The organism is Chitinophaga pinensis DSM 2588 (assembly GCF_000024005.1).
Lineage (GTDB): Bacteria > Bacteroidota > Bacteroidia > Chitinophagales > Chitinophagaceae > Chitinophaga > Chitinophaga pinensis.
Window position 1 is genome coordinate 184,006 of sequence record NC_013132.1, and the last position, 13,166, is coordinate 197,171.

11 protein-coding genes, 1 tRNA gene and 1 pseudogene are annotated in these 13,166 nt (G+C 44.5%); 9 read left to right on the top strand and 4 right to left on the bottom strand.

Annotated features, from left to right (window positions below):
* On the top strand, positions 1 to 918 hold the full coding sequence (locus CPIN_RS00735; protein ID WP_012787831.1) for a HipA domain-containing protein: 918 nt from the start codon (positions 1 to 3) through the stop codon (positions 916 to 918).
* Between the two features lie 138 nt (positions 919 to 1,056).
* Here the strand turns inward: CPIN_RS00735 and CPIN_RS00740 are convergent, their stop codons facing one another.
* Both CPIN_RS00740 and CPIN_RS00745 read right to left on the bottom strand, forming a co-directional pair.
* Positions 1,057 to 1,386, bottom strand: coding sequence for a hypothetical protein (locus CPIN_RS00740; protein WP_012787832.1), 330 nt, complete (start codon positions 1,384 to 1,386; stop codon positions 1,057 to 1,059).
* Between the two features lie 610 nt (positions 1,387 to 1,996).
* Positions 1,997 to 2,206 (bottom strand): hypothetical protein, encoded by a 210-nt coding sequence (locus tag CPIN_RS00745; protein ID WP_044217554.1) that lies wholly within the window; start codon positions 2,204 to 2,206, stop codon positions 1,997 to 1,999.
* Between the two features lie 230 nt (positions 2,207 to 2,436).
* On the opposite strand from CPIN_RS00745, the pseudogene CPIN_RS37820 reads away from it, so the two are divergent.
* Positions 2,437 to 3,009 (top strand): annotated as a pseudogene (locus tag CPIN_RS37820) (DUF1016 N-terminal domain-containing protein); the annotation flags it as partial.
* A gap of 17 nt (positions 3,010 to 3,026) precedes the next feature.
* On the top strand, positions 3,027 to 3,392 hold the full coding sequence (locus CPIN_RS39555) for a PDDEXK nuclease domain-containing protein (protein WP_369126340.1): 366 nt from the start codon (positions 3,027 to 3,029) through the stop codon (positions 3,390 to 3,392).
* Positions 3,393 to 3,549: 157 nt separating this feature from the next.
* Here the strand turns inward: CPIN_RS39555 and CPIN_RS00755 are convergent.
* Positions 3,550 to 3,638: transfer RNA gene (locus CPIN_RS00755), tRNA-Ser, on the bottom strand.
* Between the two features lie 147 nt (positions 3,639 to 3,785).
* Between CPIN_RS00755 and CPIN_RS00760 the strand changes: the two genes are divergently transcribed.
* The 5 genes from CPIN_RS00760 to CPIN_RS00780 all read left to right on the top strand — a co-directional run bounded on the left by CPIN_RS00760 (position 3,786) and on the right by CPIN_RS00780 (position 10,855).
* Complete coding sequence (locus CPIN_RS00760) at positions 3,786 to 4,862, top strand: fatty acid desaturase family protein (RefSeq protein ID WP_012787833.1); 1,077 nt, start codon at positions 3,786 to 3,788, stop codon at positions 4,860 to 4,862.
* A 111-nt stretch (positions 4,863 to 4,973) separates the two neighbouring features.
* The gene (gene fabF / locus CPIN_RS00765) at positions 4,974 to 6,236 is read left to right on the top strand and encodes a beta-ketoacyl-ACP synthase II (RefSeq protein ID WP_012787834.1); all 1,263 of its coding nucleotides are present in this window, start codon (positions 4,974 to 4,976) and stop codon (positions 6,234 to 6,236) included.
* 348 nt (positions 6,237 to 6,584) lie between these two features.
* Complete coding sequence (uvrA, locus tag CPIN_RS00770) at positions 6,585 to 9,461, top strand: excinuclease ABC subunit UvrA (RefSeq protein ID WP_012787835.1); 2,877 nt, start codon at positions 6,585 to 6,587, stop codon at positions 9,459 to 9,461.
* Between the two features lie 97 nt (positions 9,462 to 9,558).
* The gene (locus tag CPIN_RS00775; RefSeq protein ID WP_012787836.1) at positions 9,559 to 10,038 is read left to right on the top strand and encodes a DUF6452 family protein; all 480 of its coding nucleotides are present in this window, start codon (positions 9,559 to 9,561) and stop codon (positions 10,036 to 10,038) included.
* On the top strand, positions 10,004 to 10,855 hold the full coding sequence (locus CPIN_RS00780) for a DUF6048 family protein (RefSeq protein ID WP_012787837.1): 852 nt from the start codon (positions 10,004 to 10,006) through the stop codon (positions 10,853 to 10,855). The genes CPIN_RS00775 and CPIN_RS00780 overlap by 35 nt, the downstream gene beginning before the upstream one ends.
* 151 nt (positions 10,856 to 11,006) lie before the next feature.
* Here CPIN_RS00780 and CPIN_RS00785 read toward each other — a convergent pair whose 3' ends face one another.
* A complete protein-coding gene (locus CPIN_RS00785; protein ID WP_012787838.1) occupies positions 11,007 to 11,465 on the bottom strand; it encodes a GNAT family N-acetyltransferase in 459 nt (152 codons plus the stop codon).
* 155 nt (positions 11,466 to 11,620) lie between these two features.
* Here CPIN_RS00785 and CPIN_RS00790 point away from each other — a divergent pair, with 155 nt between their 5' ends.
* A complete protein-coding gene (locus CPIN_RS00790) occupies positions 11,621 to 13,120 on the top strand; it encodes an ATP-binding cassette domain-containing protein (protein ID WP_012787839.1) in 1,500 nt (499 codons plus the stop codon).
* The last annotated feature ends 46 nt before the right edge of the window (positions 13,121 to 13,166 follow it).

Below are 13,166 nucleotides of genomic sequence, written 5' to 3' on the forward strand. Positions count from 1 at the left end.
ATGCCCAATTGCTTATTTTGTTATAAAGATGCAGGAGACCAGGAGTATCATAGTCACTGTGCGATCCTATTTTTTAATATGGATGTTTTACCTGAACTAAAAACAGACAAACAACTATTAAAAGAGCTGGCAGAAAAGACTGTTGATATGCATGTAGCAGTCACGGGTGTACAACCTAAGTTAACGGTTACATTAGCAGACACTAATATTCCTATAACTGTAGGATTATGGAGCGATTATATACTGAAACCGCAGCACGACGTATTAGCCGGCGTACCTGAGACAGAAGATCTCACCATGCATCTTGCAGCAATATTTGGCATTGCTGTTTGTAAACATACATTGCTCAGATCATCTGACGGCACTCTTGTTTATGTCGCCAAACGTTTTGATAGAGTGAAAGGAGAGAAGCTACATATGGAAGACTTTTGTCAGCTATCGGAACTACCAACCGAAAGCAAATACAAAGGATCTTATGAAAGGGCGGGGAAATTAATACTGAAATATAGTACAACTTCAGGATCCGATGTACGCAACTATTTCCAGCGACTGGTGTTCTGTTTTCTCACAGGAAATAACGATATGCATCTTAAAAACTTCTCCTTGCTGCATCTTGAAAACGATATTATATTGAGTCCTGCTTATGACCTCTTAAATGTAAACCTTGTTTTCCCCAAAGACCAAGAAGAAACAGCATTATTGTTAAACGGGAAGAAAAAGAATATCAAACGAAGAGACTTCGAAGCACTGGGAACTATATTAAATATTCCGGAAAAGATCAGATCGGATGTTTACAGAACGTTTACATCTCATAATACAGCCGTATACGACTTGATCAATGCTTCTTTTTTGAGTGTAAAAGCGAAAGTAAGTTATTGGGAGATATGGAGCAAAAAGCAACAGATATTCGAAGAGTAGCATAGCAATTGTACAAGTATGCAACGGATGCTGACAAGAGAACCGATGTCAGGCCCACAATAGCTTGCTAATGTAGTGAACTGACTTAGATATTGGCGATCACCATACGATCCCTTCGCTAGCAATTGCTTATACATATCAATTGAGTTGTACTTCAATTTCTTCATTTATCGTATCCACCCAGACCCAGCTATCAAAACCTTCATCAGGAATACACTCCTCAATGCGCAAACCTCTTGTATATCTACTTAATGCCTTATTGCCCAATTTCAAGGTCATACGATAAGCCGTTTGTCCTGATTTATCGATGAATGCTTTCATTACAACGGTGCGTTTTCCACTTACTGATACATTCTCCGGCAATAATATGCCATCACACCAGAAAGCGCTCAGGTTATTGTCTCCTGCATATTTAAATGCATCACAAAGCCGGTATGCCAGCATATCACAAAATTGGCGGTCTATCATATAATTGATGATTTAAGGTGTAAGAATGCTATTCAAATTAACTGTAAGTTATCATCCACGAATTTAATCGAATGTACAGTTGAATAACAGGAAAGAGAAAGATCTGGATTAAAAGCGGAATGGAAGCGTATCAGTACCGTAAAAAATATCACCCCATTATCAGTCCGTCTACCTGTAACGCCATCAAATATCTAAATATACTACTCCGCTATCCCTTTCGCACAGCGTGTCTTTTATACTTGCTACACACATCTTTCCCCAATACTGATGTGGCTTAGTTGTGTCGATCCGGGCGAGCATTTTGTTATGCGACTTACAGTATTTGCAGGGATGGCATCCCACCACAAAACATGCTACAATGAATAAAAATGAAAAACATTTTATTATCCTGCTTTTTTGAGATGTATGATCGCCGTAATACAATCGCTTGCACCAGCAATATTTATTCATGTTAAATAAGTTTAAACAAGCCCCCGGGAAAATTGCTCCATGGGGATCGTTACGATATTTTCATGCTGCAAATAATGTTCGATACGGGAGGCTTTGCCTGTATCAGCAAGGCTCAGTTTGTATTCGACGACCTGATACGACATATTACATACCTGAATCCTTAGCTGCTCTTGTTCATTATATTCACGGAAATCCTGCTGCAGGCATTTTCAAAAGTCTTTAATACCTGGTAGCAATACAGCACCTGATTCTTGGTGAGGGCGCTGCCTTTCCAGCCAATAAAACGGATGAACATACGCCAGTTGGTCCGTTCGATGGTATTAATTCCTGTTACATATTCCGGTGTGAGTTTAGCTGCCGCCAGCAACAACGCAGCAACCTTGCCCGGGGCAATCTGCTGCCGGTAATAATCTTTCAGCTCCTGCCACGGCGTCCATCTGCTCCTGTCCAGGGACAGATCCAGCTGACGCAGATATGCCTTTCAGCGGGCTACCGGGGACAACTTTCGAACCAGTTTGAAGCGGATTTATCTCAAATTCTGACTTTCATTAAAGAAAGTGTTTTGCTTTCAGCAAAGTAGGGGAGAGCAATCACAATACCACATTGCGTAACTGGATAATAGGCTTTTATATAGTTGAGTATGAGCAACATGGAAATGATAGGGCGGTCTATGGTCAGAGGCTTTATAAAGAGATTGCGGCAAATCTGAAAAATGGAGGTATTACATCTCTTAGGGAAAGGCATCTTTACTTTTGTGAAGACTTTTATAAGGCATATTCCGACATTTTGCGGACGGTGTCCGCAAAATTTTATTTATCTGATTCACAAGGTGTTAGGATTTTGCGCTTATTGTCCGCAAAATCAATAGGAACTCAATCTGAAGCATCAGGAACAGATAATAAGTCGGTCTCAAATCTGTTATTAGAAAGACTTAGTTTTTCTCATTTCATTGAGCTGCTTAAATTGGATACTGCGTTGAAACGTGAATTTTATGAAGTGGAGACAATTAAGAATAGCTGGAGTGTACGCGATTTGCAACGGGCAATGAACAGTATGCTATATGAGAGAACTGGATTAAGTATTAATAAACATGCCGTATTAAATAATGAGGTGAAACAAGCGGAACTGAAAGCTGAGAACATATTTCGCAACGCTTATATGCTTGAATTTTAGGGCTGGAAGAAAAGGATATATATACTGAATCAGACCTTGAACATGGTATCATTACTCATCTGCAAACTTTCCTTTTGGAATTGGGCCGAGGATTTTGTTTTGAAGCCAGACAAAGACGTATAACTTTTGATAATACACACTACCGTATAGATCTGGTATTTTATCATCGTATATTAAAGTGTCATGTTCTTTTAGATTTAAAGATCGGCGAATTTACACACGCAGATGCCGGCCAAATGAATGTCTATCTGAACTATTACAAAGAAAATGAAATGCATGAAGGGGATAATCCACCGGTAGGCATCATACTCTGTGCAAGCAAGAACGAAAACTTGGTAAGGTATGCGACTTTCCGGTTTACCACAGCAAGTATTTGTATCTAAGTATCTTATTAATCTGCCCAGTGAAGATGAATTAGCAAAGATTATAGAAGAAGAGCAAAGGAAATTGGGATAGGTCCAATACTGGCAAAATATTACTATAAAAAAAGTGGGTATAATTAAGCGCTTTTGCTCGATTATACCCACTTTTACTTAGTTGCGGTGAGAGAGGGATTCGAACCCTCGGTACAGTTTAACCCGTACGACGGTTTAGCAAACCGTTCCTTTCGGCCACTCAGGCATCTCACCGAATCATTTTGCCCCGTTAGGGGTTGCAAAAATAGGAATTGTTTTAAATTATCCAAAAACTTTTTCTAATAAGATTTACTGAATTTATTCGTTTACCTTACATATAACCAATTGCGAGCTCGCTTCACTTTCGCCTAACAACTGTAAATGAAAGCTTTAACCAATGTAATAACAGACCCTGTATATGTAAAAAAAACAGGCCCTGACTCTTTTTTACAGCGAACTTTCAAGTCGATGATCAGGGATGAACGCGATCTGCCGTTTGTCTACCTCTCCCTGGAACTGAGCTTGATATTATTACCGTTGGCCGTCATTTTATACCTCCCGCTGCCTGCCTGGGCATGGTGGACGGCCGCCGTACTCTATCAGGTGCTGAATAATTTCAGGTATAAAGGACCCTTCGGATTAATGTTACACTGCACCAGTCACCGGGTGTTTTTTAATAAAAAGTATGATTTTCTGAACCATTACCTGCCCTGGGTACTCGGACCGCTCTTTGGTCAGACGCCGGAAACATATTACAGCCATCATATCGGGATGCACCATCCGGAGAACAATATGCCTGACGATGACAGCTGTACGATGCCTTTCCAGCGGGATTCCTTCCGGGGCTTCAGTAAATACCTGGCGAGTTTCTTTTTTGCCGGCGTTATTAACCTGTGCAGGTACTTTATAAAAAAACACCGCAAAAAATTATTGGTAAGAGCCTCCAGAGGGGAACTTCTCTTCTTTGCCGCTTGCGTCGGACTTTCCTTTGTGAATTTTCCGGCCACTTTTACAGTATTTATGCTGCCTTTCCTGATTTCCAGGATCATTATGATGGTGGGTAACTGGGCGCAACACGCGTTTATCGATGTCAATGCCCCGGACAATTCCTACAAAAACAGCATTACCTGTATCAATACAAAGTATAACCACAAATGCTGGAACGATGGTTATCATATCAGTCACCATATAAAACCATCTATGCACTGGACGGAACACCCGCATTATTTCAAACAAACCCTCCAGGAGTATATTGATAATGAAGCCATTGTATTTGACGGCATCCATTTTCTACATGTCTGGCTCTGGCTGATGAGCAAAAGGTATGACCTGCTGGCCAGGCATTTTGTGAATATTGGGGATAAATACAGCTCAGACGAAGAAATTATAGCTTTTTTAAGGGGGCGGACAAAAAAGATCGACCTCGCTACTGTACCAGCCACTAGTGCAATTGCTTAAAATAAGGCTCCCTTTTTACTTATATGACACATAAATCTTATGAATATGCGTAATCATAAGAATAAGTGACTAAATTTGCGCTCTAACTTTCGATTTTAAAGTCAAAGCATTATGCGCACTGTTACGTTAAAAAGGGTTGTGGTTACCGGGCTGGGGGCCTTAACGCCTATCGGAAACGATGTAAACACATTCTGGAATAGTCTGAAATCTGGTACCGGTGGTGCTGGTCCTATTACCCGTTTTGATACTACGGAGTTTAAAACTAAGTTCGCTTGCGAGCTGAAAGGTTTTGATATAGAAAAGTTCATGGAGAAGAAAGAAGCCCGCAAAATGGACATGTTTACACAATATGCCATGGTTGCTGCTCAGGAAGCTGTTGAAAATGCAGGCCTTCACCTGGACGGTGTTGATAAAACCCAAATCGGTGTGATCTGGGCTTCTGGTAACGGCGGTATGCAGACCTTCGAAGACCAGATCGTAGAATTTACACAGACCAATTTCGTTCCTAAATTCAATCCTTTCTTTATTCCAAAACTGATCTCCGACATCGCGGCTGGTCAGATTTCTATGAAATATGGATTCATGGGCGTAAACTATTGTACGGTATCTGCCTGCGCTTCCTCCAGCAGCGCCCTGGTAGACGCGTTCAACTATATTCGCCTCGGTAAAGCTAACGCTATCGTAGCCGGTGGTTCTGAAGCTCCTGTAACCCGCGCTGGTATCGCAGGTTTCAATGCCCTGAAAGCCCTGTCTACCCGTAACGATGATCATGCTACCGCTTCCCGTCCTTTCGACGCTGACCGTGACGGTTTCGTAATGGGCGAAGGTGCTGGCGCCATCATACTGGAAGAATATGAACACGCAGTAAAAAGAGGCGCTACCATCTACGCTGAAATGGTAGGTGGCGCTATGACCGCTGATGCTTACCACCTGACCGCTACCCACCCTGAAGGGCTGGGCGCGCGCCTCGGTATGGAGAGAGCACTCGAAGACGCTGAACTGACACCTGAAGATGTTGATTATATCAACGCACACGCTACTTCCACCCCACTGGGTGACGTTAGCGAACTGAAAGGTATCACCGGTGTATTCGGCGACCATATCACCAAAGTGAATATCTCCGCTACTAAATCCATGACAGGACACCTGTTAGGTGCTGCCGGTGCTATCGAAGCAATCGCTTGTATCAAAGCGACTCAGTTCGATATCGTACCACCAACCATCAACACCGGTACCCTGGGCGAAGGCATCCCGACCAACCTGAACCTGACCATCGGTAAGGCACAGGAACGTACCGTAAATGTTGCTATGAGCAATACTTTCGGCTTCGGCGGTCACAATGCGATCGTAGTATTCAAGAAATACAAAGCTTAATCAGCTACCTTTTTAATAAAAAAGCGAATTACGTGGCCCCGGCTGTCGTAATTCGCTTTTTGCTTTCCAATCAATAATAGCTATCCATTAGTCTGACTATAGTTCTTCTTCGTTGATCTATCAATGAAAAACGGAGCATTAACGTAGGATAAGTATCATCTGACTAATGTAATCCCTTCTACAGACGTTTTACCGCCTCCCGTACCGCCCGGCACAGTATCTCTGATAATCAGCATCTTAGTACTAAAGCTCACTAAAATTTTTAGTAAACTCGTAATTATGCCGTAGTTTAGTAGTCTAAAATAGTCCGTGGTAATTCAACTTTACTCCATGGCTTTTTAAACCGATATGGCAAAGAAGAAAGAGAATGTAATTGCGCCAGATTCTGCACCGGTTACGGCAGATGAGCATATAGCAGTGTTTGGAGCCCGGGCGCATAACCTGAAAAATCTGGACCTCCAATTACCTAAAAACAAACTGGTAGTAATAACCGGCATCAGCGGAAGCGGAAAATCCTCGCTTGCGTTTGATACCATTTACGCAGAAGGCCAGCGGCGATACATGGAAAGCTTTTCCGCATATGCCCGCCAGTTTATCGGCGATATGGAAAGACCAGATGTAGATAAAATTACCGGACTATCCCCGGTGATCTCCATCGAACAGAAAACAACGAACAAAAATCCTCGTTCGACCGTTGGAACGATCACGGAAATATATGACTTCCTCCGCCTCCTCTACGCGCGTGTAGGCCTTGCCTATTCTTATAATACCGGCAAACGCATGACCCGCTTCTCCGAAGAAGAGATCCTGGAGCACATGTTCAAAAACTTTCCGAAAAAGAAACTCGTGATCCTTGCTCCGCTCATCCGCGGTCGTAAAGGTCATTACCGCGAACTGTTCGAACAGCTCCGCAAACAGGGATACCTGAAAGTACGTGTCAACGGTGAGATCCTCGATCTCAAAGAACGGATGCAGGTAGACCGTTATAAGATCCACGACATCGAACTGGTCGTAGATCGCATACAGGTACTTGACGATGCCCGCGCCCGTATCAGCCAGAGCGTACAGAAAGCACTGCAGATGGGTAAAGGCCTGCTGTTTATCATGGATAACGACAGCGGTAAAGTCAGCCAGTACAGTAAACAACTCATGTGTGAGGATACCGGCCTTTCCTACGAAGAGCCTTCTCCTAACACTTTTTCCTTTAACTCTCCTTATGGCGCCTGCCCCCGTTGTAAAGGTCTCGGTACCATCTATCAGATAGATATGGACGCCGTGATCCCCGATTACTCCGTATCTCTTAATGATGGCGGATTGGCACCACTGGGGGAAGCTCGTGATACATTTACCTTCAAACAGGTACAGACGCTGGCCCGGAAACATAAGTTCTCCCTCACAGCGCCTCTTTCAGACCTTCCACAGAAAACATTGAACCTTCTCCTCTTCGGAGACGAGAATGGTTCACTGGAAATGGACATGGAATTTGGCGACGGCGCCGAAACCACCTATTCCGCCGAGTTTGAAGGGGTCATCAATACCGTACGCCGCTATTTCAACGATACCTCCTCTGATGCCGTACGCAACTGGGCGGAAAGTTTCATGAAACTGCATACCTGTCCGGAGTGTAACGGTTCCCGTCTGAAAAAAGAAAGCCTTTTCTTTAAAGTAGACGAAAAGAACATCGCAGAACTGGGCGGCATGGACCTGGATAAATTACAGGTATGGTTCAAAGACATCGAAAAACGCCTCGATAAGAAACAGAATACCATCGCTAAAGATATCCTCAAGGAAATCCGCGAACGCCTTGGGTTCCTGCTGAACGTCGGACTGAACTACCTTACCCTCTACCGTGCCACCCGCACACTGAGCGGAGGAGAAAGTCAGCGTATCCGTCTCGCCACCCAGATCGGTTCTCAGCTGATGGGGATCACTTATATATTGGATGAACCTAGTATTGGTCTGCACCAGCGGGATAATATGCAGCTGATCGACGCATTGCGTAACCTCCGGGAAATGGGGAATACCGTTATTGTCGTGGAACATGATAAAGATATCATGCTGCACGCCGATTACCTGGTAGATATCGGACCTGGCGCAGGTGTACATGGTGGTCGTATCATCGCACAGGGTACGCCGCAACAGATCCTGAAACTCGATACGCCTACAGCCGGTTACCTGAACGGAAAACGCGTAGTACCCGTACCTGCCGAACGCCGCAAAGGCAATGGTAAGGCACTGGAACTGAAAGGCGCTACCGGCAATAACCTGAAGAATGTCAGTGTAAAACTGCCACTCGGGGTATTCATCTGCGTTACCGGGGTATCTGGCAGTGGTAAATCTACCCTGATCAACGAAACCCTGTATCCGATCCTCAGCAAACACGCCTACGATTCCAAGCTGGAACCAATGCCTTACAAAAGCATCAAAGGCCTGGAAAATATCGATAAAGTCATTGAAATAGACCAGTCGCCAATCGGTCGTACGCCAAGAAGTAACCCGGCCACCTACTGCGGCTTCTTTACCGATATCCGTCAGCTGTTCTCCCAGGTACCGGAGGCTAAGATCAGAGGGTATAACGCCGGCCGTTTCTCCTTCAACGTAAAAAGCGGCCGTTGTGATGTTTGTGAAGGCGGCGGCATGCGCGTCATTGAAATGAACTTCCTCCCGGATGTATACGTACACTGTGAGAAATGTAACGGACGCCGCTACAACAGGGAAACCCTGGAGATCCGCTATAAAGGCAAATCCATCTCAGACGTACTGGATATGACAGTAGACGAAGCCGTGGAATTCTTCCAGCCTGTCAGCTACATTTACCGTAAGATCAAAACCTTACAGGATGTAGGTCTTGGTTATATCACCCTGGGACAATCAGCCGTGACCCTGTCCGGTGGTGAAGCCCAACGTGTGAAACTGGCAACTGAACTGTCTAAAAAAGATACAGGTAAGACCATTTATATACTGGATGAACCCACTACCGGTCTTCACTTCCAGGATATCCAGCTGCTGCTGAACGTACTCAATAAACTGGTAGACCGTGGCAATACCGTCCTGGTAATTGAACACAACCTGGACGTGATCAAAATGGCCGACCATATCGTTGACCTGGGTCCGGAAGGCGGTGGAGGCGGAGGTACAATCCTCTGCATCGGTACACCAGAGCAGGTGGCTGAATGCAAAGAAAGCCATACAGCCCGCTTCCTGAAGATGGAACTGAATAATTAACAGACAAATATCACATTACATATTTCCGCTTTCTGTTGGTGAAATTAATCATCAGCAGAAAGCGGAACTTGTAAATAGGAACTCGTAATTTGCAGGCATGAAATATATTTCTGGGATTATAGCAATACTGCTCCTGTCAGTGTTTGCGGCCTGTGAAGATGAGACTAAGACATGCGACTCAACCTTGCTCAGCGACCTGGGTATGAACTTTAAAAAGGATACGCTTCAGGGATTTCTGGTCAAAGACACGATCTGGCCCAAAGTAACATTATATGCCATTGGTAACGACTCCGTGCTGATCAGAAGGCAGCCAAGAAGCAGCGCATTTATCCCCCTGGACCCTTTACACGATACCTGCAGATTCTACCTGCAACTGGATTCAATCGCTATTCCTGATACCCTTACTTTCAGGTACAAAAGAGTGCCCAGTTTCGTATCTCCGGGATGTGGTTTCGCCACTTTCTATTCACTGGACACAGTGGTCACAACCTACAATACCATTGATTCTATACACATTAACAATAGGGAAGTAAACAGTTCGAATGATACGCACATTTCTTTATTCTTTATCTATTAGCCTGGTCGGCCTGCTGACCCAAGCCGCACAGGCACAGGTAAAACCCGCTCCAGCGGCAGGAGATACCAGTATCAAAAGGACAGCCACAGATACTTCTGCCCCCCGCAAACCAGTTAGAGCGACCGGCGAGGTGTTACAACCCGCCAGGAAAGACTCCTTCTATATCACCGGAGGCGGACTTCGTTTAGGACTGGACATCAGCCGGTTTGCCATTCACGCCTTTCAACCATACAGGACTGACATCGCTGTACAAGGGGATGTCCGCCTGGGCAGAAAGATCTATGCAGCCGCTGAAGTAGGGTTTAACCGTACTTCTCACAGCGACACAAGCTATACCTATAAAGGAAGCGGTGTATATACCACGCTCGGATTCGATTATGATTTTCTGAAAAAGAAAGATCCGAATGAAAAGAACATGGTATACCTGGGATTACGCTACGGATTTGCGAGAAACAGTTATGAAGCGCCCAATTACCTTATCAAAGACGGTTATTGGGATGTAGAAACACCTGGCTCTTTTCCTAAAACCAATATGGTCGCTCACTGGATAGAATTTACCTTTGGTATGCGCGTGGAAGCCTTACCCAATTTCTTCCTGGGCTGGGCGGTACGCGAGAAAGTATTGTTGAGCAAAAGCTCTCCTGACAACTTCGATCCGCTTGTCATACCCGGATTTGGCAGCGGCTCTAAAAGCTCTCAGTTCGACCTGACCTATACTTTATCCTACTATATTCCCTTATATAAGCTGAAATTCAACGAAACAAAACGAATGGAAAAGCTGAAGCGGAAAGAGGAGAAAAAGAAACTACGACAATAACCAATATTAGCCTTTACATGTAAAACGCCCATATTTACTAATAAATATGGGCGTTTCGCTTTATAACAGCAGCTCCCTTAGACAATCCCCAAACAAAACCCAATCTCCGCTGCATTTTAATTCCTAATTCTTAATTCTTAATTCCTAATTCCTAATTCGCTTCCCTGATCATCTCGATGTGCGGAATATCATCCTCCAGGTACATTTCACTGCTCTGCTGAAAGCCCAATGAACTGTAAAACTTATCCAGGTACTGTTGCGCCCCTATTTTGATAGGCACTTTCCCAAAACGATCTTCCACAGTTGCAATGGAATGTTCCATCAGCTTTCTGCCGGTACCATTGCCCCTGGCACGGGAAGAAGTTACTACCCGCCCGATTGAGCACATATCGAATTTAATACCAGGGCCGAAAATGCGTGTATAGGCCACCAGTTCATTGTTCAGTGTATCGTCATATCCCAGAATATGCAATGCCAGCTGATCTGCATTATCCATGTCCTGAAAAACGCAGTTCTGCTCTACAACAAACACTTCACTACGCAGCCGCAACAGGGCATACAGCTCCTGTGTGGTCAGCTCCTCAAATGTCTTAATGGTCCACTTTATCATAAGAAGAGGATTTTATTGATTCCCAGATGCAAGATAATCAATTACTAATGTCACGAAATAATAGGCTCATCCATCGTAATTACTCATAAAACAATCTCCCGGAATCCGGCAATAAATAATAAATTAGCGCGAATTAACGAGAAACAGCATAGATTATGAGTACCCAAGCCATGCCATTCCTTTCACTGAAGCATATCACTGTTCGTTACCTGGATAAGACCCTTTTTACCGGCCTGGACTGGCATATCAACAAAGGAGAGAACTGGGCGATTACTGGCCCCAGCGGCTCCGGAAAATCAGCCCTGCTAAGTACTATCGCAGGAAAATTCAATGTTATCAACGGTAGTATACAACATCATTTCAGCGATACCTTTCGTAGCGAACATACTGTTACCGATCCATATTTCACCTACCGGGACCTCCTGGCACTGGTAGGCCACCATCATACTTTCAGAAACCGTTCCAATACCACAACGGATTTCTATTATCAGCAGCGGTTCAATAGCATGGATTCTTCCGATGCGCCTACGGTACGGGAATACCTCTACGGAGAATCCGGTGGTACGCCCGAACAGACGCCCATCCTGGAACCACTGCGGATCCCGGCACTGATGGACAAAGAACTGATTAAACTCTCCAACGGGGAAACCCGTCGTGTGATGATCGCAAAGTCCCTGTTGAAGCAACCGGTATTGCTCATGCTGGATAATCCCTTCACCGGACTGGATGTACAGACGCGTAAGCATTTCAGTGAGATGGTGAATAAGATCATCGCCAATGGTACAACCGTCCTGCTGGTAACCTCTCCTTCAGAAGTACCTGAAAATATTACCCATGTACTGACACTAGAGGATGGCCAGGTAACCGGCAAGTATACACGGGAAGAATACCTGAAAATACCACAGCCACTCAGTACACAAGACTGGCAGGTGGACGAGGACAAGATCCGGGCGATCGTAAAAAATACGAAATCTCCGTTTGAGACCATCATCCGGATGGACCACATAAAAGTGCAGTATGGCGAACATTTGATCCTGGACGATGTTAACTGGTTAGTGAAACCCAATGATAAATGGGCCCTCTTAGGTCATAATGGCGCTGGTAAATCAACCCTGCTGAGCCTGATCAATGGTGATAATCCACAGGCTTATGCCCAGGAACTGTACCTGTTTGACCGTAAACGTGGCACCGGAGAAAGTATCTGGGATATCAAAAAGAAGATAGGTTTTGTGTCACCCGAACTCCACCAATACTTCCAGGCAGGTAGTAATTGTCTGCAGGTAGTAGTTTCCGGATTTTTTGACATCATTGGCAGCAGTAAGCCGGGTACCGAAGAACAGCAGGCACATGCAGCCGCATGGATGGATATCCTGGATATCGCTTCATACGCCTCCCACGCCTTCAAAGGAGTACCCGAAAGTGTACAGCGACTGACCCTCCTGGCCCGCGCCCTGGTAAAAGAACCCCCATTGCTCATTTTCGACGAACCCTGCCAGGGACTCGACCAGCAACAAAAAGAACATTTTAAACATGTAATAGATACCCTGTGTAATGTGATGGATCTAACCCTGATCTTCGTTACACATTATCAGGAAGAAATTCCATCGGCCGTTACCAAAGTATTAAAACTAGAAAGGGGAAAGGTTATATATTAATTTAATAACGCATTTGTTTACCTTTATATCTTAAACAGCATTTAAG